This window comes from Methylobacterium sp. BE186 (assembly GCF_031457035.1).
GTDB lineage: Bacteria > Pseudomonadota > Alphaproteobacteria > Rhizobiales > Beijerinckiaceae > Methylobacterium > Methylobacterium segetis.
Genome location: NZ_JAVDVV010000017.1, coordinates 15,967 through 38,477, shown reverse-complemented (window position 1 = coordinate 38,477; position 22,511 = coordinate 15,967). Strand labels below are relative to the sequence as shown.

20 protein-coding genes are annotated in these 22,511 nt (G+C 73.0%); 5 read left to right on the top strand and 15 right to left on the bottom strand.

The genetic code is table 11. From position 1 onward, the window contains the following. The first annotated feature begins 31 nt into the window (after window positions 1-31). Window positions 32-1,795: a carbamoyltransferase C-terminal domain-containing protein gene (locus J2X36_RS17265; RefSeq protein ID WP_310351944.1), complete on the top strand. Its 1,764-nt coding sequence runs from the start codon at window positions 32-34 to the stop codon at window positions 1,793-1,795. A gap of 10 nt (window positions 1,796-1,805) precedes the next feature. Here the strand turns inward: J2X36_RS17265 and J2X36_RS17260 are convergent, their stop codons facing one another. The 4 genes from J2X36_RS17260 to J2X36_RS17245 form a co-directional block, all read right to left on the bottom strand. After that, a complete protein-coding gene (locus tag J2X36_RS17260; protein ID WP_405029808.1) occupies window positions 1,806-2,147 on the bottom strand; it encodes a hypothetical protein in 342 nt (113 codons plus the stop codon). A gap of 246 nt (window positions 2,148-2,393) precedes the next feature. Then, the gene (locus J2X36_RS17255) at window positions 2,394-3,074 is read right to left on the bottom strand and encodes a haloacid dehalogenase type II (protein ID WP_310351941.1); all 681 of its coding nucleotides are present in this window, start codon (window positions 3,072-3,074) and stop codon (window positions 2,394-2,396) included. Window positions 3,075-3,151: 77 nt separating this feature from the next. Further along, window positions 3,152-4,681 carry a murein biosynthesis integral membrane protein MurJ gene (gene murJ / locus J2X36_RS17250; protein WP_310351938.1) on the bottom strand — a complete coding sequence of 510 codons (1,530 nt, stop codon included), beginning with the start codon at window positions 4,679-4,681 and terminating at the stop codon, window positions 3,152-3,154. A gap of 281 nt (window positions 4,682-4,962) precedes the next feature. Next, complete coding sequence (locus tag J2X36_RS17245) at window positions 4,963-5,562, bottom strand: superoxide dismutase (RefSeq protein WP_109896233.1); 600 nt, start codon at window positions 5,560-5,562, stop codon at window positions 4,963-4,965. A gap of 359 nt (window positions 5,563-5,921) precedes the next feature. On the opposite strand from J2X36_RS17245, the gene J2X36_RS17240 reads away from it, so the two are divergent. Then, window positions 5,922-6,977, top strand: coding sequence for a hypothetical protein (locus J2X36_RS17240; protein WP_310351932.1), 1,056 nt, complete (start codon window positions 5,922-5,924; stop codon window positions 6,975-6,977). Between the two features lie 69 nt (window positions 6,978-7,046). Here the strand turns inward: J2X36_RS17240 and J2X36_RS17235 are convergent, their stop codons facing one another. From J2X36_RS17235 to J2X36_RS17215, 5 genes are all read right to left on the bottom strand, one after another. After that, window positions 7,047-8,771 carry a PAS domain S-box protein gene (locus J2X36_RS17235; RefSeq protein ID WP_310351928.1) on the bottom strand — a complete coding sequence of 575 codons (1,725 nt, stop codon included), beginning with the start codon at window positions 8,769-8,771 and terminating at the stop codon, window positions 7,047-7,049. Between the two features lie 146 nt (window positions 8,772-8,917). Beyond that, window positions 8,918-9,628 carry a tRNA (guanine(46)-N(7))-methyltransferase TrmB gene (locus J2X36_RS17230; protein ID WP_310351925.1) on the bottom strand — a complete coding sequence of 237 codons (711 nt, stop codon included), beginning with the start codon at window positions 9,626-9,628 and terminating at the stop codon, window positions 8,918-8,920. A gap of 111 nt (window positions 9,629-9,739) precedes the next feature. Beyond that, entirely contained in the window at window positions 9,740-10,918 is a 1,179-nt protein-coding gene (gene metK, locus J2X36_RS17225; RefSeq protein WP_132255305.1) for a methionine adenosyltransferase, read from the bottom strand. 146 nt (window positions 10,919-11,064) lie between these two features. Further along, window positions 11,065-11,472, bottom strand: coding sequence for a helix-turn-helix domain-containing protein (locus J2X36_RS17220; protein WP_132255306.1), 408 nt, complete (start codon window positions 11,470-11,472; stop codon window positions 11,065-11,067). A 170-nt stretch (window positions 11,473-11,642) separates the two neighbouring features. After that, complete coding sequence (locus tag J2X36_RS17215; protein WP_310351920.1) at window positions 11,643-12,749, bottom strand: phosphatase PAP2 family protein; 1,107 nt, start codon at window positions 12,747-12,749, stop codon at window positions 11,643-11,645. 242 nt (window positions 12,750-12,991) lie between these two features. Between J2X36_RS17215 and J2X36_RS17210 the strand changes: the two genes are divergently transcribed. After that, window positions 12,992-13,639 carry a DUF4142 domain-containing protein gene (locus J2X36_RS17210; protein ID WP_310351919.1) on the top strand — a complete coding sequence of 216 codons (648 nt, stop codon included), beginning with the start codon at window positions 12,992-12,994 and terminating at the stop codon, window positions 13,637-13,639. 129 nt (window positions 13,640-13,768) lie between these two features. Here J2X36_RS17210 and J2X36_RS17205 read toward each other — a convergent pair whose 3' ends face one another. From J2X36_RS17205 to J2X36_RS17195, 3 genes are all read right to left on the bottom strand, one after another. Further along, the gene (locus tag J2X36_RS17205; protein WP_132255309.1) at window positions 13,769-14,356 is read right to left on the bottom strand and encodes a hemerythrin domain-containing protein; all 588 of its coding nucleotides are present in this window, start codon (window positions 14,354-14,356) and stop codon (window positions 13,769-13,771) included. Window positions 14,357-14,550: 194 nt separating this feature from the next. Beyond that, on the bottom strand, window positions 14,551-14,931 hold the full coding sequence (locus J2X36_RS17200; RefSeq protein ID WP_310351916.1) for a hypothetical protein: 381 nt from the start codon (window positions 14,929-14,931) through the stop codon (window positions 14,551-14,553). A 636-nt stretch (window positions 14,932-15,567) separates the two neighbouring features. Beyond that, window positions 15,568-15,816, bottom strand: coding sequence for a hypothetical protein (locus J2X36_RS17195; RefSeq protein WP_132255311.1), 249 nt, complete (start codon window positions 15,814-15,816; stop codon window positions 15,568-15,570). A 192-nt stretch (window positions 15,817-16,008) separates the two neighbouring features. Between J2X36_RS17195 and J2X36_RS17190 the strand changes: the two genes are divergently transcribed. Both J2X36_RS17190 and J2X36_RS17185 read left to right on the top strand, forming a co-directional pair. Beyond that, entirely contained in the window at window positions 16,009-16,914 is a 906-nt protein-coding gene (locus J2X36_RS17190; RefSeq protein ID WP_405029809.1) for a hypothetical protein, read from the top strand. Window positions 16,915-16,920: 6 nt separating this feature from the next. Continuing rightward, window positions 16,921-18,429, top strand: a complete 1,509-nt coding sequence (locus tag J2X36_RS17185; RefSeq protein WP_310351910.1) for a M48 family metalloprotease — start codon at window positions 16,921-16,923, stop codon at window positions 18,427-18,429. 43 nt (window positions 18,430-18,472) lie between these two features. Here the strand turns inward: J2X36_RS17185 and J2X36_RS17180 are convergent, their stop codons facing one another. From J2X36_RS17180 to J2X36_RS17170, 3 genes are all read right to left on the bottom strand, one after another. Beyond that, window positions 18,473-20,236 (bottom strand): ABC transporter ATP-binding protein, encoded by a 1,764-nt coding sequence (locus tag J2X36_RS17180; RefSeq protein WP_310352114.1) that lies wholly within the window; start codon window positions 20,234-20,236, stop codon window positions 18,473-18,475. Between the two features lie 207 nt (window positions 20,237-20,443). Further along, the gene (locus J2X36_RS17175; RefSeq protein ID WP_405029807.1) at window positions 20,444-21,799 is read right to left on the bottom strand and encodes an MFS transporter; all 1,356 of its coding nucleotides are present in this window, start codon (window positions 21,797-21,799) and stop codon (window positions 20,444-20,446) included. Beyond that, window positions 21,796-22,497 carry a PRC-barrel domain-containing protein gene (locus J2X36_RS17170; protein ID WP_405029806.1) on the bottom strand — a complete coding sequence of 234 codons (702 nt, stop codon included), beginning with the start codon at window positions 22,495-22,497 and terminating at the stop codon, window positions 21,796-21,798. Before J2X36_RS17170 ends, J2X36_RS17175 begins: the two co-directional genes overlap by 4 nt. Window positions 22,498-22,511: the final 14 nt, after the last annotated feature.

The window sequence follows — 22,511 nt, the reverse complement described above, 5'->3', positions numbered from 1 at the left end:
CCGCGCGGCCGCCCGCATGGAGAGGCGCCCGATGCGCTACTATCTCGGCCTCGCGACGACCTTCCACGACCCGGCGCTGGCCCTCGTCGGGCCGGATGGCGACGTCCTCTTCGCGGAGGCCGCGGAGCGCTACCTCCAGTACAAGCGGGCCCCGAATTGCGAGCCGGACCCCGCCTCGCGCATGGTCGGCCTCCTGAAGGCGCACGTGCCGGACGGCGCCGAGATCGTGGTGGCCTCGAGCTGGGGGGCTCAGTTCACGGACTTCCTGACGGGCCAGGGGGCGAGCGGCGCCTTCGCGCTCGAGGCGCTCGCCCGCCACCCGAGCACGCTCAACCGCTCCTTCGTGCCCGAGCAGGCCGAGCGCATCTTCATCGCCGACCTCGCCCTCGCGCAGGCGCGCGCCGGCTACGGCACGCTGCTCGCCCTCAACCAGGAGATCCGCGGCGGCGGCGGCAGCCCGCGGGCCGCCATCCGCGCTCAGCGGCGCTATCCCCACCACCTCACCCATGCGGCCTACGGCCTCTGGGGCAGCCCCTTCTCCGACGCGACGGCGCTGATCGTCGACGGCATGGGCGAGACGGGCGCGGCCGCCCTCTACCGGCTGAGCGACGGCCGCATCGAGGAGGTGCGCCGCCATCGCGGGCGCGGCTCCGTCGGCTTCCTCTACGGCCTCGTCACGGACCTCGCCGGCTTCGACCAGGTGAAGGGGGAGGAGTGGAAGATCATGGGGCTCGCCCCCTACGGCCGCACCGATCCCGAGCTGATGGCGCTCCTGCGCCGCCTGTTCTCGGTCGAGGACGGGCGCCTGCGCTTCGCGGACGAGGCGACCGTGCAGGCGGTCGCCGCCGCGATCCTGGCGCGGCGCCCGGCGGACGCCCTCGATAGCGGCTGGGCCGACCTCGCCCGCTGCGGGCAGGACATCTTCGCGGAGTTGATGGACGCCCTCGTCGACGAGGCGTGGCGGCTCGCGCCCCACGAGAACCTCGTCGTGGCGGGCGGTTGCGGGCTCAACTCGTCCTACAATGGCAGGCTGCTCGGCCGTTCCGGCTTCCGGCACCTGCACGTGCCCTCGGCGCCGGGCGACGACGGCAACGCGGTCGGCGCCGCCTGGCTCGCCTATGCCGAGGACCATCCGGACTGGCGCGGGCCTCCGCAAGCGGCGCGTCCCCTGACGCCCTATCTCGGCTCGCGGGTCTCGACCGAGCCCTTCGAGCGGATGGCCGCCTGGGAGCCCCGCGCGCGCCGGCTCGGGCATGGGGGCGTGACCCGGGAGGCGGCGCGCATCCTGGCCGAGGGCGGCCTCGTCGGCTGGGTCCAGGGGCGGGCGGAATTCGGGCCGCGCGCCCTCGGCAACCGCTCGATCCTGGCGGATCCGCGGCCGGCCTGGGCGAAGGATGCGCTCAATGCCAAGGTGAAGTACCGGGAGGCGTTCCGGCCCTTCGCGCCCTCGATCCTGGCGGAGGCCGGGCCCGACTGGTTCGAGGATTATGCCGACAGCCCCTACATGGAGCGGACGCTCGTCTGGCGCGAGGGCGTGCGGGAGACGGTGCCGGCGGTGGTGCATGCCGACGGCACGGGCCGGCTCCAGAGCGTGACGCCCGCGCGCAACCCGGCCTACGCCGCCCTGATCGCGGCGTTCCGCGACCTGACCGGCGTGCCGATCCTCCTCAACACGAGCTTCAACGTGATGGGCAAGCCGATCCTCCACACGGCGGAGGACGCGATCCTGATGTTCTACACCACGGGGCTCGACGCCCTCGTGGTGGAGGATTGGCTGCTGACGAAGGCCGCTTAACGCCCTGATCTTACTCGCAGACCTCGACGCGCTTGTAGACGAAATTGTCCTCGTCGAGCCATTCCTTGCGGCGCTCGTAGTGGCAGACGGGCGCGCGGCGCGGGCGCACCACGACGGCCTCCTCCTCCACGTAGGCGGGCCGCGCCCGGTAGGCGGGCGGCGGCGGGGGCGCGGGCTGGGCGCCGTTGATGAGGGCGTTGGCGGCGACCCCGCCGAGGACGCCGCCGGCGACGCCGCCGAGGATCGCCGCGTTCATGCCGTCGCGGGCGGAAGCGCCCTGCGCCCCGGCGCCGATGAGGAGGGCGCCGGCGAGGGCGGCCCGGACGAGGATGACGGAAGGGTCGAGGCGCACGCGCGAAATCTCCGGTTCGTGTTGAGGGAAATCCAACACCCGGATGTTTAAGAATCCGCGAATGCGCCGCGCACAATCCGGTTGAGCGCGGCCGGGACCGGCCTCGAAACTCGACCCTTGATTGTGTACTTCCGTGCGCGTGCGATCTCGTTTCGGGACCGCCGCGCGTAGATCGCGATCATCCGCCCGAAGGGCCTGGGTCGAGCCCCCCGGTCGCGGGAACGCAGGCCCCCGGCCGGCGGCCGGTCAGGCGGGCGCCAAGAGCGCGTCGAGGCTGCCGATCACCCGGCCGGGCGGCAGGTCGGCGTACTCGTCCGGCGCGCCCATGCGGTTCACCCAGGCCGTCGTGAAGCCGAAGGCGGTGGCGCCGGCGATGTCCCAGCGGTTCGAGGATGCGAACAGCACCGCCTCGCGGCCGATTCCGAACCGATCGCAGGGGATCGCGTAGGCGGCGGGGCTCGTCTTGAAGGTCCCGGCCGGATCGACCGAGAGCGTCGCGTCGAGGTGGCGCCCGAGGCCCGCCGAGGCGACCGCGCGCTCCAGCATGGCGGTGTCGCCGTTCGAGAGGATCGCCGTGGCCAGGCCGCGGGCGCGCAGGGCGTCGAGGGTCGCGGGCACCTCCGGATAGGCGTCGAGGTCTCGGTAGGCGTCGAGGAGCCGGCCGCGCAGGCGCCGGTCGACGCCCGGGTGCCTCGCCAGGGCATAATCGAGGGCCGCCTCCGTGAGCGACCAGAAGCTCCGGTAGCGCCCCATCAGCCCGTAGACCCAGCTGTATTCGAGCTGCTTCGTGCGCCACGCCTCCGAGAGCGGGCCGGCCTCGGGGCCGACGGCCCCGGCATGGCGCTGCACCGCGGAATGCACGTCGAACAGGGTTCCGTAGGCGTCGAAGACGGCAAGTCTCTTGCCGGCGAGCAGGGTCTCGGACATGGGCGCTACCGCGTCGGTTCGGCCCCCCGAGATGGCGCGGGCCGGCGCCCCGCCCAGGGGTGGGGTCCGCCCAGACGTCAGGTTCGCCGGAGGCGCAGGCCGAACAGGCGCAGCGTGCCGAGGAGGATGAGCCCGTAGACCGCGAAGCCGGCGCTGCCGAGGAGGGCGAGCACCGCGACCTCGCGCAGGTGCGGGAGCGGCGGCACCAGCCGGTCGGCCAGGGGCAGGCCGTAGAGCGCGACGACACTGAGCGCGCCGCAGGCGATCACCACGCCGAGGATCGTGACGAGCAGCCCCCGTCCCGGCGCCGTCCAGCCCCGGCGCAGGGCGAGGACGACGAGGAGGATCAGGTTCACCCACTGGCTGACAGCCGTGGCGAGGGCGAGGCCGGTCACGCCGTAGGGGCCGGTGAGCAGGACCTTCAGGCCGACATTGACCGCGATGGCGGTGAGCGAGGCGATCAGCGGCGTCGCGGTGTCGTGGCGGGCATAGAAGCTCGCCACCGCGCTGCGCACGAGCACCACGGCGGGCAGCGCGAGGCCGTAGGCGGCGAGCACGGAGGCTGCGCGGGCGGCATCCTCCGCGCTGAAGGCGCCGCGCTGGAACAGCGCCGTCATGATGAGGCCCGGCAGGGTCAGGAAGGCGACCGTGAAGGGAGCCGAGAGGGCCAGCGAGAAGCCCGCAGCCCGGTTCTGCGCGGCATGTGCGCCGGCCACGTCGCCGCCCGCGATGCGCCGGCTCATCTCGGGCAGCAGCACCGTGCCGGCGGCGATGGCGATGACGCCGAAGGGGAGCTGGTAGAGCCGGTCGGCGTAGTAGAGGGCCGAGACGGCGCCGGTCGGCAGCAGGCTCGCGATGATGGTGTCGGCGAAGGCCGCGATCTGGAAGCCGGCCGAGCCGATCACGGCCGGCCCCAGCACCTTGAAGAAGCGGCGCATGTCGGGGTCGGCGAGACGCGGCCGGGCGAGGTGCGGGGCGAGGCCGGCGCGGCGGCAATCCCACCAGACGAGGGCGAGCTGCAGCACGCCGGAGACCACGACGCCCCAGGCGGCGGCGTAGGCCGCGTTCGGGAACAGGAAGGCGAGGCCGAGCGCCGCCAGCATCGCGAGGTTGAGGAGAACGGGCGCGCCGGCGGCAGCGGCGAAGCGGCGATGCGCGTTGAGCACGCCGGAGAGCAGCGTCACCAGCGTCATGAACAGGAGGTAGGGGAAGGTGATGCGGGTCAGCGCCACCGCGAGGTCGAAGCGGGCCGGGTCCTCGGCGAATCCGGGGGCCAGCGCCCGCACCACGAGGGGCATCAGGGGCAGCGCGAGCGCGACGAGGACCGCCTGCACGATCAGCATCAGGGTGAAGACGCGGTCGGCGAAGGCGCGGGCCTCGCCCGCCGCCCCGGCCTCGGCCCGGCTCGCATAGGCCGGCACGAAGGCGGTGTTGAAGGCGCCCTCGCCGAAGATGGCGCGGAAATGGTTCGGCAGCCGGAAGGCCACCACGAAGGCGTCGGCCACGGGGCCTGCGCCCATCACCGCGGCCATCACCACGTCGCGGGCGAAGCCCGTGACGCGGGAGACGAGCGTCCAGCCGCCGACGGAGAGGATGGAGCGGATCACGGGCGGAGGCCCGCGGAGGCCGTCCGGCGTTCGATCTTGAGGGAGGAAATGACTTGCTTGGGGGAGGAAATGACCTGGGCGCCCTGTCTCGGCCGGGTCGGCCCGGCGGGGCGCATCAAGAGCCGGTTTCGCGCCGCATCTCAAGGGGCGCGACGCGCGCCCTCTCCCGTCCGGGAGAGGGCCGGGGTGAGGGGTTCAGGCTCTTCCGGCAGGGCCGCCCCCTCACCCGGTGCGCGTGCCGCGCCCTCGACCTCTCCCGAACGGGAGAGGTGAGGCCCGCCCTACTTGGTCGCCTCGGCGTACATCTGCTCCACGTGCTCCCAGTTCACGAGGTTCTCGATGAAGGCCTTCAGGTAGTCGGGGCGCCGGTTGCGGTAATCGATGTAGTAGGAGTGCTCCCACACGTCGACGCCGAGGATGGGCTTGGCGCCGTGCACGAGCGGGTTCTCGCCGTTCGGGGTCTTCAGGATGGCGAGCTTGCCGTCCTTGACCGCGAGCCAGGCCCAGCCCGAGCCGAACTGGCCGATGCCGGCCTGGATGAAGTCCGCCTTGAACTTCTCCGCGCCGCCGAGATCCTCGTCGATCTTCTTGGCGAGCGCGCCGGGGATGGCGCCGCCGCCATTCGGCTTCATCCACTGCCAGAAATGGATGTGGTTGTAGTGCTGGCCGGCGTTGTTGAAGAGCGCCTGATTGGTGTTGTAGCTCGCCTTGACGATCTCCTCGACGCTCTTGCCCTGGAGATCCGTGCCCTCGAGCAGCTTGTTGCCCGTGTCGACATAGGCCTTGTGGTGCTTGTCGTGGTGAAACTCCAGGGTCTCCTTCGACATGTAGGGGCCGAGCGCGTCGTAGGCGTAGGGGAGTTCCGGCAGGGTGAAGGTCATCGGCATCGCTCCGGGAATGGGAGGCGGCGTCAGGCGAGGCCGCATCCTCGGGGTGAATCCTGTGCCGGCGGCCACGCAAGGCGCGCGCCGTCCTCAAGGCAACGGCCGCTTAGGTAAGTCGGTGCCGAGGCCACGGCAACGCCGTCCGCCCCCGTGCCGGCCCCGTGCACGGGGAAAGCTTGGCCTTGGACCCGGAATCGCGGGTCCGGCGGGCGCCACCCGCGGGCCGCGAGCGCCCTCCACAAGTTCCGTGGACGACGCGGGGCCGGGGCACGGGCCATGCCCTTTCGGATTTTGCAAAACCGGGCCAGGGATTTACTGTTTCCGGGCCGGACGTCCGGTCTGTACCAGAGAGTAACATGATCGTTGCGCTGCTCGCGCTCGCCGTCGCCATGATGATCGGCGGTGCCGCCTCGGTGATCCAGGGGTTCCCGTTCGTACGCCTGGAGAGCGGTCTCGCGATGGTGATCGCGGGGGCGACCGTCGCCTCGGCCGGCGCCGTCCTGGCGGGGCTCGCGGCCGTGGCCGACCGGGTGCGGCGGGTCGAGCGGGCGCTGGCGGCCGAGCCGGTCGCGCATCGGGCGGCCGGCACCGATCTCGGGCTGCCGCCGAGCCCCCCTCCCGTCTTCGCGGAGGACGGGACGGCCCTGCGCGCCGAGCCCCTCCTGACGGACGGGCCGAGGCCCCGCCCGGCCTTCGGGGCCGAGACCGCGCCCCCCCTCGGCGGCGCGGCCCTCCCCGGCGCGGCGGTCGGCGGCGCGGCGGTCGGCGGGGCGGCCCTTGCCGGGCTCTCGGCGGGCTTCCTCTCGTCGGGCGCCGGCCCGGACCGGACCACCCTGCCCCCACTCCACGCGGCGGGGCCGGAGACGGGCGAGGGCAGGCACCCGGCCGAGCCGGAACTGCCGCTGCCGGAGCCGGCGCAGCCGGACGATCCCGGTCTCGCCGCCGCCCGCCGCGAGCCGACCTTCGAGCCGACCTTCGAGCCGAGCCCCGAACCCACGCCCGAACCCGCCCCCGCATCCCTGCCCGAACCGGATGACGGGATCGGGCCGGAGGACGACCTGTTCGCCTCTCCGGAGCCCCATCCCGAGGCGGCCCCCCGGCCGGAGGAGGCGGAGCCCGAGCCGGTCGCGCTGCGCCCGGCGCTGCGGGAGGAACCGGCCGAGACCCATCACGCGGCCGCGGCGGAGCCCCATGATGCGGAGATCCTCGCCGAGGACGTCTCCCCGCCCGAGCCGCAGCCCGGCCGGGAGATCGTCGGGACGCATGCCTCGGGCGGCAACACCTACGTGATGTACGCGGACGGCTCGATCGAGGCGGAGACGCCGCGGGGCCGCTACACCTTCAACTCCCTCGACGAGCTCAAGGCCTTCGTCGATACCGGGGGCGAGGGCGAGACGCGCGGGGCCGCCTGAGGGCCGCGACGCGCCCTCTCTCCCGTGCGGGAGGGACCCGCGCCTCCGGCGCGGCGCGTGCAGCCCGCTTCAGGCCAGCGGGTTGAGGGCCTCGTTGCGGGGCGGCAGGGGGGCGAGCATGGTCAGGCTGAAGCCCTCCGGCGGGTAATCCGTCGTCACCTCGGCCTGGACCTGGGTCGTCAGCACCCGCTGCAGCAGGCGCGAGCCGAAGCCCTGGCGGCGCGGCGGCTCGACCGGCGGGCCGCCGGATTCCCGCCACTCGAAGCGCAGGATGCCGGCCGGACCGCCGGGCAGGAGCGACCACGTCACCGCGACGCGCCCGCCGCGGGTGGAGAGCGCGCCGTATTTCGCGGCGTTCGTGGTCAGCTCGTGGATCGCCATGCCGATCGGCACCGCGATCTCGGAGGCGAGATCGACGGGCGGCCCCTCCAGGCTGACGCGGCGGTCGGCGGCGCCCTCCATGGCGCCCTCGGCGTAGGGCTTCAGCTCGTTGACGAGGAGGCTGCGCAGGCTCGCCGTCTGCCACGTATCCTCGGTCAGGACCGAGTGGGTGTGGGCGAGCGACATGATGCGGCCGACGAAGGCCTCGTAGAAGCTCTCGATGCTGGAGGCGGTCCGCGCCGTCGAGCCGACGATGGCCTGCACGGTCGCCAGCGTGTTCTTGACCCGGTGGTGCAGCTCGCGGATGAGCAGGCTCTGGCGCTCCTCGGCGAGGCGCCGGTCGGTCACGTCGGCGACGACGCCGATCAGGCGGCGCGGCAGGCGGTTCGGCGCGTCGCGCTCGAAGCGGCCCGCCATCTCGATGGTGCGCCATGCCCCGTCGCTCTTGCGGCGCACCCGGCCGGACACGTGCAGGATGCCCTCCTCGCGCAGGGCGCTCGAGATCGCGGCCCGCACGGCCTTGCGGTCGTCCGGGTGCAGGACCTCGTTGAGGAACTCGGCCTTGCCCACGCTCCCGTCCTCGGGCGTGCGCCCGAAGATCTCGAACATGCGCTCGTTCTCCCAGATCGCCTGGTCGTCGAGCATGTGCCACTCGAAGATGCCGAGGCGGGCGAGGGAGGCCGCCACCCGCAGGCGCTGCTCGCGCCCGAGCAGGGCGTCGCGGGCCTCGACGCGGGTGGTGATGTCCTGCACCACGCCCACCATGCCGACGAGGCCGCCCTCGGGATCGGAGAGGGGCTGGCCGCGCACGCCGATGATCACCTCCCGCCCGTCCGACCGGACGAGGCGGCTCTCGAAGAAGTAGGGCCTGCCGCGCTCGGTCGCCTCGCGCACGAGGCCGCCGACGCGGGCGCGCTCGGCCTCGCCGAGACTGTCCCGCAGCCCCTGCCAGGTCATGGAGGGGCCGGGGGCCTGCCCGAGGATCTGGGCGGCGCGCCGCGACAGGGTGATGCGCCCGCTGCCCGCGTCCCAGCGCCACTCGCCGAGGCCGGCCGCGGTGAGGGCCTCGCGGTTCTGCTCGGCGCGCACCGCCTCGTCGGGATCGAGCGCGGCGACGACGAGGGTGCGCCCGGCCGCGCCCGAGCGGGTGACGCGCACCTCGACCGGGCGCCCGTCCGCCCGCAGCCAGCTCTGTACGCCCTCGGTGGAGAAGGGCCGCTCGACGAGATCGGTGAGGCAGCGCCCGGAGAGCCGCCCCGGCTCGTAGCCGAGCAGGCGGCACAGGTGGCGGTTCGCGTCGAGGATGCGGTTCTCGGCCGGCGACAGGATCGCGAGCCCGACCGCCGCCTCCTCGAAGGCCGCGCGGTGAAGATCGCCGGCCTCGGCCGCCGGGTAATCCGCCCTGTCGCCCAATCCTACCTCGCAAGGGCCCGGCCGCCGCGGAGCAGGTCGCGACGTCCTCCGGCGTGCCGGACCGCCCCAAGATGGAGGCAGCGCCGGTCAGCGGCAAGGCGAGGCTTGGAAACGCCCTGTGTGCAGCGGCACCGAGGGGCGCCCCGTCAGGCCCGGACGAATTCGAGATAGGTCGGCCGCCGCCCCGCCGCGATCGCCTTCGCCTCGTAGCGGGTGCCCGGCCAGCCGGGATAGGGGGCGGTCCAGTCGGCGGCGCTCCGCGCCGTCCAGGCGAGGCCGGGGCAGCGGGCCGCCCGCACCAGGGTCCAGCCCGCGTAATCGTCGATGTCGCTGGCGAAGCGGAACAGGCCGCCCGGCTTCAGGACGCGGGCGATCTCGCGCAGCGACTCGTCCGAGACGAAGCGGCGCTTGCGCTGGCGGCGCTTCGGCCAGGGATCCGGATAGAGCAGGTAGATCCGGGCGAGGCTCGCATCGGGGAGCGCGGCGAGGAGCGCCGTGACGTCCTCGTCGCGGATGCGGACATTCGTCAGGCCGCCCTCGTCCACCTCCCGCAGGAGCTTGACGACGCCGTTGACGAAGGGCTCGGCGCCGATGATGCCGATCTCGGGATGGCTCCGCGCCTGATGGGCGAGGTGCTCGCCGCCGCCGAAGCCGATCTCGAGCCAGTATTCGCGCTTGGCCCCGGGGAACAGGTCGGCCGGGTCGAGGCGGGCGCCCGCCTCCGGCAGGGCGACGCGCAGCCGCGGCAGCAGATCGGCGAGGCGCTGCTCCTGGCCCTCGCGCAGCCGCTTGCCCTTGCGCCGGCCGAAGAAGGCCCGCTCCGCCGCCTCAGGCGCGCTCCGCCCGGTTGTCGTCACGCAACGCTCCGTACGCGCGCCCGATCGGGACGGGCGCGACAGGCTCCCCCTCCCGGCCGGGAGGGGGATGCAGGGTGATCCGGGGGGAGCGCGGCCCCGCCCGGGCCGCGATCAGGCCAGCGTCGACTTCAGCGCCTCGGCGAGGTCGGTGCGCTCCCAGGAGAAGCCGCCATCGGCGTCCGGCGCGCGGCCGAAATGGCCATAGGCCGAGGTGCGGGCGTAGATCGGCTTGTTGAGGCCGAGCTTCGTCCGGATGCCGCGGGGCGAGAGGTCCATCGCGTCCATCAGCACGGCCTCGAGCTTCGCCTCGTCGACCTTGCCGGTGCCGTGCAGGTCCACGTAGATCGAGAGCGGCTTGGCGACGCCGATGGCGTAGGCGAGTTGGATCGTGGCGCGGCCCGCGAGGCCGGCGGCGACGACGTTCTTGGCGAGGTAGCGCGCCGCGTAGGCCGCCGAACGGTCGACCTTGGTCGGGTCCTTGCCCGAGAAGGCGCCGCCGCCGTGGGGCGCCGCGCCGCCATAGGTGTCGACGATGATCTTGCGGCCCGTGAGGCCGGCGTCGCCGTCGGGGCCGCCGATCACGAACTTGCCGGTCGGGTTGACGTGCCAGATCGTGCCCTCGGTGACCCAGCCCTGCGGAAGCGCCCGGAGGATGTAGGGCTCGACGATGGCGCGCACGTCCGCGGAATCGAGCGTGTCGTCGAGGTGCTGGGTCGAGAGCACGATCTGCGTCACCTCGACCGGGCGGCCGTTGGCGTAGCGCACGGTGACTTGGCTCTTGGCGTCGGGGCCGAGCACCGCGGCGTCGCCCTCGCGCGCCTTGCGGGCGTCGGCGAGGTCCTTGAGGATCTTATGCGCGTAGAAGATCGGGGCCGGCATCAGCTCCGGGGTCTCGTCGGCGGCGTAGCCGAACATGATGCCCTGGTCGCCCGCGCCCTCGTCCTTGTTGCCGGCGGCGTCGACGCCCTGCGCGATGTCGGCCGACTGGGCGTGCAGGTGGATGGCGACGTCGTTGTTCTTCCAGTGGAAGCCGTCCTGCTCGTAGCCGATGTCCCTCACCGCCTCGCGGGTCAGGTGCTCGAGATCCTTGAAGGTCACCGAGTCGGGCCCGCGCACCTCGCCCGCGATCACGATGCGGTTCGTCGTCGCCAGGGTCTCGACGCCGAGACGCGCCTCGGGCATCGCCGCGAGGTAGGCGTCGACCACGGTGTCGGAGATGCGGTCGCAGACCTTGTCGGGGTGGCCCTCGGAGACGGATTCGCTCGTGAACAGGTAATCGGAACGCGGCATGGGCTGGCACCCCCTTGTGCGGGCGCGCCATGCGTTCCGGCGCTTGACCCGAGGTCGGCAGATGCGGGGTTCTCGCACCGGCGCGCGCGGGCGGTCAAGATGAAATGGCGAACGCGTCCGTTTTAACGGACGATTTCGTCGGAAGATCAGCCGTTCAGCTTGCGGTCGAGCGCATGGACCGCGGCCGCGATGTCGCGGCGGGTCTCGTCCGACACGTTCTCGGAGAGGTGGCGGGCGAGGACGTCGACGAGGGCCTGCAGGTCGCCGCCGCCGATCTCCTGCTGCTTATCCTCGCCGAAGCCCTGCGGGGGGATGTCGTCGAGGCGCTTCATGCCCTGGAAGAAGTGTTCCAGGGGCACGCCGGTCATCCGCGCGAAGATCTCGAGGTGGACGGCGCTGATCCGGTTGGTGCCCTTCTCGTATTTTTGGAGTTGAGCGGCCGACATGCCGAAGCTCTGCGCGACGCGGCGCTGGGTCAGGGAGGCGCGCCGGCGCTCCTCGGCGATGCGCTGCCCGATATAGGCATCCCGATCGTCGGTCTTCTGGCCTGCCATGGAAATCCCGTCACGTCCGCCGCGCGCCGGATCGTGAACCCTGCGCCCGGCGCGCCTACGCTTAAGGTTCTGGCGTGTTTTTGTCACCGCACGCCAAACCGAATACGTAATACGCACCGGGGAAGCGTGCCACAACTGCCACAGGTCGCATGCTAGCCAGAAATCGAGACTTACGGTTGCCTCTGTGCGTCACGGGACACGGACGGGACAGCCTCAAGTTTGCCGGGCCTCCCCGCGGCGGCGGGTTTCGGCCGGCCGGCGGCGATACGCTCACGCGTTCGTGAGACTTCCTCCCCGGCAGCGGAGCGGCGCCTGCGGGAGGCGGCCAGCGCGAGGAGGGCGAGCAGGCCCCCGGCGAGCGTGTCGGGCAGGTAGTGGCCCCCCGCCCCGACCGTGCCGACGATGACGGCCGCGTTCAGGACGAGGCCGGCCGGGCCGATCAGCGGCAGGGGCGCCAACGCCCAGGCCGTGAGGATGGCGAGGCAGACGTGGAAGGACGGGAAGGTCACGAGGGCGCGGATGTCGCCGAGCGCGAGACTGCCGAGCGTGCCGGCCCGCAGCCGGGCCAGGGGCTCCAGGTGCCAGAGGGCGCCGACCGTCTCGAGATGGCTCGCGGGCACCGCAGGCGGCGCGTAATGGGCGTAGGGGCCGGCCGCCGGCAGCACGGCCGAGACGGCGATGACGACGAGGAGGGTCGCCGAGAAGAGGCGGACGAACCGCCAGAGGCGGCCGAGACGGCGCGCGGCGGAGAGGGCGATGACGACGAGCGCCACCTGAGGCCCGCTCGAATGGTAGGCCAGGGCGAGCCACCACGACAGCGTGGGATGGTCGGCGAGGAAGCCGATATAGGCCGGCCAGTCGAAGCCGAGGGCCGCCTCGATCCCGGCGAGCTCCGCGTCGCGGAGCGGCAGCGCGAGGCTCGCCGCGAGGTAGTGCAGCAGCGCGGCCGGCACGGTCACGGCGATGAGGCAGGCGCTGGCCAGGGCCATGCCGCGCAGGCTCGGCTCCGAGCGCACGGTGCCGCAGACGATTGCGGCGGCGAGCAGGGCGCCGATGGCGGCGGCGCAGGCGGCGAAGCCGGCCGGCGCGACCGCGATCCGCGAGCCCGCCAGCCACGCCGCGTCGAGGGCGACGAGGGCGGCGATGGCGAGCCAGAACCCTGCCCCCGGGGCCGCGACCGCCGAGGCGTGGCGGAGCGGCTCGGCGGTCCAGGACCACGGCACCCACCGCCGTGCCGAGGCAGGGCGCGGCGCCGGGCCCAGGGTTCCTGCCGTCATTCCCGTCGCACTCCGCTCCGCCGCGGCGGATGCCGGGCCGGCCGCCGGGAGATACGCGCGGCGGACGGGTTGGTTCGCTTTCGGACGGGGCGAAATGCGGGGCCGCTCTCCCGAGCCCGGCACAACCTGAAAATGCATCAAATCAAAATAGGAACATAAGTTGTACGGCACGGTTCCGGCTGAGGCATGCCGGCTGGTTCCCGAGGACCCGGATGCGGAAACCCCGACCCGGAGCCCCTTTCATGCATCGACGCGACTTCCTCACGGGCCTGCTGACTGCAACCGCCGCGCTGGCCGTGACCCGCACCGCCATCGCGCAGCCGACGCCGGCCGGCGCCATCCCGACCCCGGTCTACCTCGACATGGCCACCAAGGGCGGCCTGTTCCTCGAGAACACCGCGCGGGACGCCCATGACAAGACCGGCAATCCCCGGGTGAAGACCTTCAGCCGCGCCGAGGTGGTCGAGCAGGTCAACCTCTCGCGCAAGCTCGCCCCCTACACGGCCGGGGCTCCCATCGCCGGCGCGCCTCCCGGCCCGGGCGGAGTGATCGGCGGCCTCGTGACCGCGCCGGTGGCGATCGCCGGCGGTGTCGCCGGCGCGGCGGCCGGGGCCGTCGGCCTTGCGCCCGGTCGGATGACGTCGGACGAGCAGAAGGCTCAGATCCTGTCGCAGCTCGCCGGCCTGCAGCCCGGCCCGCAATACGACGCGACGTTCGTGTCCGCCTCGCTCCAGGGCCATCAGGAGGCGCTGGCGATCCACGGCTCCTACGCGGAGAGCGGCGAGGATCCCGCTCTGCGCCGGATCGCGCGCGGGGCGCTCCCGCTCATCAACCTCCACATCTCCCAGCTCTCGAAGATGCAGGCGATGATGGGTCCGCAGCGGGGCTGAGCGCCCGAGCGGGGGAGCGGCTCGCCGTCTCCCCCGCCCGTGGCGACGGGCCGCGAACCCTCTCCCGCCGGGGCCTTTCGCGGCCCCAGCGGCGCACAGCCGCTAATGGGCGTGCCGGCGCACAGCCGCCTAATGGGCGTGCCGGCGCGATCCGGAAGTCCCGAGCGACCCGCTCCGCCAGGCGAGATACCCGACCCCCGCCGCGAGGGCGCCGACCACGGCGATCAGCCCGACCTCCTCCGAGCCGAGCCGGCCGAGCACGCCCCGCCGGCCCTTGAGCGCCTTCATCCGCGCGCGGATGTAGTCTCGCCCCGCCGCCTCGATCGCCTCGGAGGAGAGCTGGGTGCGGGCCGCGGGCAGCAATTCGTGCCCATGCCGGTGCAGGTGCTGGTCGAGGTGGAAGGTCGCGTCCTCGAAGGCGTCGAGCCAGCCCGCCGTGCTGGACCGCCGGCGAGCCAGCGCGGTGAGCCCCTTGAGGACGGTGCGGTGCTCGCGGTGCAGCGCGTCGACGAGCCCGGCCGTCGCCTCGTGGCGGCGCAGCGGCGCGTAGAGCGCCCCCTCCAGGGCAGCGGAATGCGCCTCGAATTCGTCGATGAGGTTGCCGAGGAGTCGCTCGCGGCTTCGCACCACGCCGGACCCGTTCAGGGCGTAGGGGATGTCGCGGATGAGGTGCGCGATATTCTCGTGATCGCGCTCGATGAGCTGCCAGAGGTCCATACTCACACTCCTGAAAGTAGCATCATCTAACCACCACAACCCTAGGGCGTTCCGAGCGCCCGGATGCCGGGACGCGCGTCGGTGTGGCTGACGGCTTGGTATCGGGAGCGGAGGGACAGGTCGGCGTCTGCCCGGGCGCGGTGGGCCGGAGGGGAGGCGGCGCGCCTCCCCTCGAACCGTCCTGCGCCCGGCGGCTACCACTCGCGGTAGCCGTGCGGCCTGTCGCAATGCCGGCGCCATCGGTACCCGGCGGGCCGGTAGCCGTACCCGTCCGGCACCGCTTCGTAGGTTCGGACCACGCGCTCGGTGCGATAGACGGGGGCGTCCTCGTACACCTCGCCGCGGACGACCGGAGCGGCTGCGTAGCCGTAGCCGTACGGCTCGGGGCGGGCATGGCCGTAGGCCGGGGCGGCCTGGGCCTCGGAGACGGCCGCACCGATCAGGGCGCCGGCGGCGAGGCCGCCGACCAGACCGGCCACGAGGGCGCCGCCGCGGCCCCGGGCCTCGGCCTGAGGCGCCCCGAGGGCGCCCGCCGTGACCAGAGCGGCTGCTGCGAGAGTTGCAATCGTCTTCATCGCCCATCCCCTGACATGCGAGGAGGCCGGCATCATGGGTCGGTGCCCGGTCTCGGTGGCCCAGCCGGCTCTTGCCGAGCTGTCGAGGACAGGATGGCGGGGCTCGGGTGCACGGAGGCTGAAGCGTGCCGGCAGCTCCCGTTCAGCTTCGGCGGGCGGGGCCCATCGGCTCGCGGCGCTGGATCGGGAGCGTCCCGATCCGGCGAAGACCGGGACCGGCGTCGCGGGAGGCCGTTTCCCGATGCCCTTGGAGAGGGCTGGCGTCCCCGGCAGGGCTCGAACCTGCGACCCCAGGTTTCATACCACCTCGGCTTTCGCCGCCGCCCGCGGGCGTTCGTGGTCTGGACTATCCCTTCGCCCTAGGCCCACCGGGAACCCTTAGGCGCCGCCCGTCTAGTCTCTACACCTTCCCGACCGGAGACCCGGTCGGGCTTGGCTCGGGATCGGCAGGGCGCGACGCGCCGTGAGCGTTCCCCGAATTTGAGCGGATCCGTCGCGCGGTTTCCCGGCGCGACGCCCAATTTGACGTTAGGAAACCTGTGCTCTGTCCAGCTGAGCTACGGAGACTGAACCGCGTCGTCCTTACCATCATCCCCCGGCAAGGCCAACCGGGCGACGTGAGCGCCGGGGCGATGCTCACTCGTGGGTCAGGCCGCCCAATTCCGCCGTCGCGCACTCGGCGATGCCGCGCAGCCCGAGCTCCAGCGCGCGCACCCGATGCAGGAGCCCGATCCCGCGCATCGTCGCCGCCATCGCCCGCTCGCCATAGCCGTCGAGGAGGCTCGCGGCCTTGTCGATCTCTTCCGCGCACCAGGCATCGAGGACAGGCACCTCTGCGCGGGTGGACAGGGATGCGAGGATGGCGGCTTCCGGCAGCTCTGACATGCGCGGCACTCTACCCGAAAGTGTATAAAAATACACACTACAACTTTGGTACGAGAAACATTTCGTCACAGTCCGGAATCGCACGCTCCGCCCCGGCCCTGCCCCTCTGTGTGTCGCCCCGGCCGCAAGCCCGCGAAATTGCCGCGTCTGCGCCCCCGGCAGCCCGGATTCCGCTACGATTCTGCGCTCTGGATTCGACCGATGAGCGCATCAGTGACCAGCCGCCGGGGGGACCGCGCAGGGAGCCGCAGATGGGGCGCCGGCGCCTGCCTCGGCGCCGCCCTCTCCGGCCTGCCCGCGCTGGCGGCGCCGCGCCTCGGCCCCACCGAGTGCCGCGCCGCGCCGGCCCGCCGCGACGCGCTGCAGGCGATCGGCGCCCGCGGCGAGATCGTGCTCGCCTCGGGCACCCGCGCCGTGCTCGGCTCCCTCCGCTGGCCGGAGGAGGCTTCCGTCGCGGCCGGCGCCGAATCCTGGCTCGCGGCCCGGCTGGGGCGGCCCCTCGAGGTCGTGGTCCGGGGCGAGGCCGACCGCTGGGGCCGGGTGCGGATCGACGCCGCGCTGGCGGACGAGGCGGCCGACCTCGCGGGCGGCCTCGTCGCGGCGGGGCTCGCCCATGTCGATGCCGGCGAGGGCGACGTGCTCTGCCGCCCCGCCCTGCTGCGGCTGGAGGAGGCCGCCCGCGGCCGCGGGCTCGGCGTCTGGCGCCGTCCCGTGCGGGAGGCTAAGGACGGTCCGGGGCTGCGGGCCGAGGCCGGCCGCTTCGTGGTGGCGCAGGGCCGCATCCGCAATGTCGGGGAGCGGGCCTCGCGCACCTATCTCGACTTCGTGCGCCGCGGCGAGGACGGCCTGACGGTGACCGTGTCGAAACGCACTTGGCGCCGGCTGCAGGAACATGGTTTCCATGCATCGGGGCGGACGGGACGCCTCGTGCGGGTGCGGGGCATCGTCGAGATCTGGCGCGGGCCGGTCCTCGACATCGCGAGCGCCGAGATGATCGAGGTCCTGGAGATCGGGGGCCTGGAGATCGGGGGCCTGAAGACGGACGGGGCGGAGCCGCCGGGGGCGGGTCCGGAGAGGGAGCGGGCGCTGCGGCGCTAGACGGGCATGGACGGGGTCTTGCTGGAAGCCGGATCGGGGGCTGCGCGCCGGAGGGCGCCGTGCCTGCGCGCGCGCCTTCGCGCCGGGCCAGCCCTGGCGATCCTCGCCTGGGCGCTGGCGGCCTGCGCCGGCGAGCACACGGGCGCCGTGCTGACGCCGGCCGCCGTGACGGTCCCGGCCGAGGCGCCGCGCACCACGGGGCGCGAGCGCGCGACCTCGGACGCGGACCACGCCAAGCTCGTCGCGTCCTTCGGCGGCGAGTACCGCGCCCCCGCGGCCCTGCGCCTGCTGACCGAGGTCACGGACCGCCTCGTCAAGGCGAGCGACCGCCCGGACCAGACCTACGTCGTCACGCTCCTCGACTCGCCCGTCGTGAACGCCTTCGCCCTGCCGAGCGGGCGCCTCTACGCGACGCGCGGCCTCGTGGCGCTGGCCAGCGACACCTCCGAGATCGCCGCGGTGCTCGCCCACGAGATCGCGCACGTGACGCTCAACCACGCCAGCGCCCGCACGGAGCTGGAGCTGCGCTCGCAGCTCGTGAGCCGCGTCGTCGCCGACGTGCTGAACGACCCGGCGACGGGCGCCCAGCTCCAGAACCAGTCCCGCTTCGCCCTCGCCCGCTTCTCGCGCGACCAGGAGCTGGAGGCCGATGCGGCGGGCGTGCGCACCCTCGCCAAGGCGGGCTACGATCCCTTCGCCGCCGCGCGCTTCCTCTCGGCGCTCAACCGCACCGTCGCCCTAAAGGCCGGCTCGGGGGGACCCGGCGAGCCGGACATGCTGGCGACCCACCCGGCGACCGCCGAGCGGGTCACCCTCGTCACCCGGGCCGCCCGCCGCATCGGCGCGCCGGGGCTCGGCAGCGACGACCGCGCCCGCTACCTCGCGGCGGTGGACGGCATCGCCTACGGCGACGACCCCGGCGAGGGCGTGGTGCGCGGGCGCCGCTTCGTCCATCCGAGCCTCGGCATCGCCTTCGAGGTGCCGGACGGGTTCTCGATCGAGAACACCCGCAACGCGGTGCTCGGCACCACCAACGAGGGCAGCCGCCGCCTGCTGTTCGACCAGGTGGAGGCGAAGGCCGACCAGGGGCTCGACGCGGTGCTGAAGGCGACCTGGAACGACACGCTGGAGCCCGGCTCGATCGAGACCCGCACGATCGCCGGGTATCCGGGCGCCACCGCCCTCTCCCGCGGCAAGGACTGGACCTTCCGCCTCGCCGCGCTGCGCGTCGGCGACACCGTGTTCCGGATGATCATGGCCGCCAAGGGCGCGACCGACCCGGACCCGGCCTTCCGGCGCTGGACGGGCAGCCTCGCGACGCTCAATCCGGACGAGGCCCGCACGCTGAAGCCGCTGCGCCTCCAGGTGATGCCGGCGCCCTCCGAGAGCGCCGAGGAGCTGTCGCGCCGCATGGCGGTGCCGGACCGCGCGCTCGAGCGCTTCCTCGTGCTCAACGGCCTGGAAAAGGGCGCCGCCCTCAAGGCCGGCCAGGGCTACAAGGTGGTGGTGGAGTAAGGCGCCGCCCCTCCTCGCAGGAGCCGGCCCGGACGCTGCCGCCTCAGGCGGCGGCGAGCGCCAGCGAGAGCGATTCCTTCTTCATCAGCTCCCGGTAGAAGCCGTCGAGATGGGTGAGCTTCTCGGGCGAGCCGTCCTGCACGATGCGCCCGCCCTCGAGCACCACGATCCGGTCGAAATCCTTGAGGGTCGAGAGCCGGTGCGCGATGGCGATGACGGTGCGGCCCTTCATCAGGTTTCCGAGCGCGTGGCGGATCGCCTCCTCGGATTCCGCGTCAAGGGCCGAGGTGGCCTCGTCGAGGAGCAGGATCGGCGAGTCCTTCAGGATGGCGCGGGCGATGGCGATGCGCTGGCGCTGGCCGCCGGAGAGCTTCACGCCGCGGTCGCCGACGATCGTGTCGAAGCCCTCGGGCAGCGCGTTGATGAAGTCGGTGCAATGCGCGGCCTCGGCCGCCTTCCAGACCTCCTCGTCGGTGGCCTCGGGCCGCCCGTAGCGGATGTTCTCGCGCAGGGAGCGGTGGAACATCGAGACGTCCTGCGGCACCACCGTGATCGCCTCGCGCAAGGATTCCTGCGTGACGCGGTTGATGTCCTGGCCGTTGATCCGGATCTCGCCGCCCTTCACGTCGTAGAAGCGCTGAAGCAGCGAGAACAGGGTCGACTTGCCGCCGCCCGACCTGCCGACGAGGCCGATGCGCTGGCCCGGCTCGATCGCGAGGTCGAAATCCGAGAACACGGGGCGGCCGTCCGGGTAGTCGAAGGCGACATGCTCGAAGTCGATCTGCGCGGCGTGACCCGTCAGCGGGACCGCCTCCGGGTGGTCGATCAGGTCGTGCGGCTGCAGCAGGGTGTGCAGCGCCTCCGACAGGCGGGCGGTGTGCTGGGTGGCATCGACGAGGGCCACCGCGAGGTCGCGGGTCGCCGCGAGGATGCGGATGCCGAGCGTGCAGACGAGGACGACCTGGCCGTTCGTCGCCTGGCCCGCCTCCCACATCGTGATCGCCCAGTAGAGCAGGCCGAGCACGGCGAGGACGGTCAGCACCGCGTGCACGATGCGCAGCTTCTCGAGGTAGAGGAGCGAGGAGCGGCGCGAGCGCATCTCGACGCCGATCGTGCCGTCGAAGCGCTTGTACTCGCGCTTGAAGGCGGAGAAGGCGCGCACGAGCGGCATGTTGCCGACGAGGTCGACCATCTCGCCGTCGACGCTCGCGGCTTTCGCCGCGAAGTCGTGGTGCAGCGGCTTGCCGGCCGCCGCCATCTTGAACATCAGGATCACGACGCTGCCGAAGATCCCGGCGAGGACCAGCGCCATCGTGACGTTGACGGTCGCGATATAGACGAGGGAGCCCAGCGCCGCGATGCAGGGCGGCATCACGTTGAACACGAACATGTTCTCGACCGTGAAGATCGCGTTCGAGGTCGCGGTGATGCGCGAGGCCAGGGTGCCCGGCTGCCGGTCGGCGAAGAAGGAGGGGGAGTGCCCGGTCATGTGCCGGAACAGGTCGCGGCGGATGTCGCCGGTCACGCCCACGAAGGTGAAGGAGCCGACGAGGCTCGCCACGCGCCAGAGCATGTTGTCGGCCGCGATGAAAGCGATGAGCACCGCGAGCGCGCCCCAGATCAGCCCCGCATCCGGCCCCTTGCTGAGGGCGTCGACGACGCCCTTGAGGGCGTAATCGGTCGAGACGGAGAAGCCGACGGCGCCGAGCACCGCGACGAGGATCACGAGGTGGGGCAGCCACCGGCGCTTCAGGTAGCGGCCGACGAAGGCGAACGGGCGGTCAGCGTATTGGCAGAGGTCTTCCATCGCGATCGTCATCTCGATTTCAGCGGACCTGCAGGGTGGCGAGACGGTGCGTGCCAGGGCGCACGCGAAATTCATACCCGAGGCGGCAACGCAAAAGCGTCGCCATACGTTGCAAGCGCCCGCCCTCACGGTCCGTATTATTCATCGAACCTGAACGCCAGTTGAGCGGCCCGTGTTTCCGGGTCCGCCACGAATGTACGCTCGCCCTCAGGACGGGTCCCGCCGGCGGGTTTCGGGCATGATGAAGGCGACGAGCCCGAAGGCCAGGAGCCCGACGACGGCGAGGCCGAGGAAGGCGGTCTGGCTGCCGAAGCGGTCGGCCATCAGCCCGGCCAGGGAGGTCGAGAGCGCCGCCCCGATGCCCATCGCGGTGCCGACCGCGCCGAGGGCGAGGTTGAACCGCCCCGTGCCCCGGGTCGCGTCCGAGACGACGAGGGGGACCATCACGCCGAGGACGGCGGCCGAGACCCCGTCGAGGACCTGGATCGCCACGAGCAGGGACGGGCTGTCGGTATAGGCGAAGAGGAGGCCGCGCAGGGGCAGCGCGGCGAAGCCGAGGAGCAGGACCGGGCGCCGGCCCCAGCGCTCGGCCGCGCGCCCGAGCGCGGGCGCGCAGACCGCGAGGACCGCCTGGGGGACCATGATGCAGGCCGCGATCAGGGCGGTCGCGGTCTCGCTCGTGCGCAGCGTCAGCACGCTGCCGACGAGGGGCAGCATGGCGGCGTTGGCGAGGAAGAACAGCGTCATGCAGGCGGCGAAGCACAGCAGCGCCCGGTTCGAGCCGAGCATGCGCAGGGCGCCGCCCGCGGGCGCGCCGGCCGAGGCCGGGGAGGCAGCGGGCGGCGCGTCGTGGACGATCTCGTCGGCCCGGATGAAGGAGAGCGCGAACAGCGTCGGCACCACGAGGGCGGCCGTCAGGTAGAAGACCGCATCGTTCGAGAGGTAGTAGCCGCAGGCGCCCATGCCGGCCGCGGCGAGCGCGTTGCCGATCGCCTGGAAGCTCGCGTTGCGCCCGAGCCGCTCGCCGGCCCGGGCATGCCCGACGAGGCCGATGCTGATCGCGGCGATGGCCGGCGTGAGCACGCAGCTCGCCGCCGAATGGGCCGCCATGGCCAAGAGCACGATGAGGAAGCTCGGCCACATGGCGAGCGCGAAGGCGCTGCCCGAGATCGCGATCACCGACAGGCCGGCCGCGAAGCGCTTCGAGCGGGCCACGTCGACGAAGGCGCCGCCCGGCACCTGCCCGAGCAGGCTGACGAGGCTGCCGACGGTGAGCGCGAAGCCGATATCGGCCTGCGTCCACTTCGCCTGCGTGAAGTAGACGGCGAGGAACGGCCCGAAACCCGTCTGCAGGTTCGCGACGAAGAAGGCGAAGGCGTCGAGGCCCCGGCGGCTCGCGCGCGAGACGGTCTGTGGTGCGGGCACGGGCTGGGGCATCACGTCCGGTGCCCCCTCCACGCTCAGATCGCTCAGCCGCACAGGGCGGGCTCGGTAATCGGGTCTCGGGACGGGACGCTCCCGTGGCGGGGTGACACGCCGGCTCTTCGCGCGGGGTGCCGTCATCGATCCGGGGCCCGCTCGGGAGGCTTGTCGGCGGGCGCGGCCGGCGCGGAGGCCGAGGGGGCGACTTGCGGGACGGCAGCGGGCGAGGCGGCCGGCGCCGCGGGCTGAGGCTGCGTTGCGGGCACGGACTGGGGCTGGGGCTGGGGCTGGCCGGCCTGGTCGGCCTCGGGCGCCGGGCCGCCCGGGCTCGCCGGGCCCAGCACGACGATCGGCTCTCCGCTCTTGTATTCCGGGGAGACGCGGACTTGGTTGCGGCTGAGCTGCAGCGCGATGCGGCCGGGCTTGCCGTCTGTGGCGAAGCGCAGGGAGCGCCAGTCCACGGCGATCTTGCGGGAGCCGACGCCGAGGAAGCCGCCGAAATCGATGATGGCGGCGCGGGGCCGGCCCTCCTTGTCGATGATCACGTCGATGATGCGGCCGAGCTCGTCTCCGTTGGCCGCGCGCACGCCCTTGCCGAGGACGCCCTCGTAATCCTGCGTGTCGAGGACGGTGGCCGGCGTCCCCTGCTGCGAGGGCGGGGCGGGAACGGCGGCAGGCGCCGCGGGCGGGCTCGGCGGGGCCGGAGCGGGCGGGCTCGCCTGGACCGGCGCGGGCGGGCTCGGGGCGGCCTCGCCGGCCGGGGCGGCGGTCTCGGCTGCCGCGCCGGCGGCCCACAGGGCAATCGTCGCGCTCGCGATGATCCGGGATGGTCTGAACACGCGGCTTCCTCGAT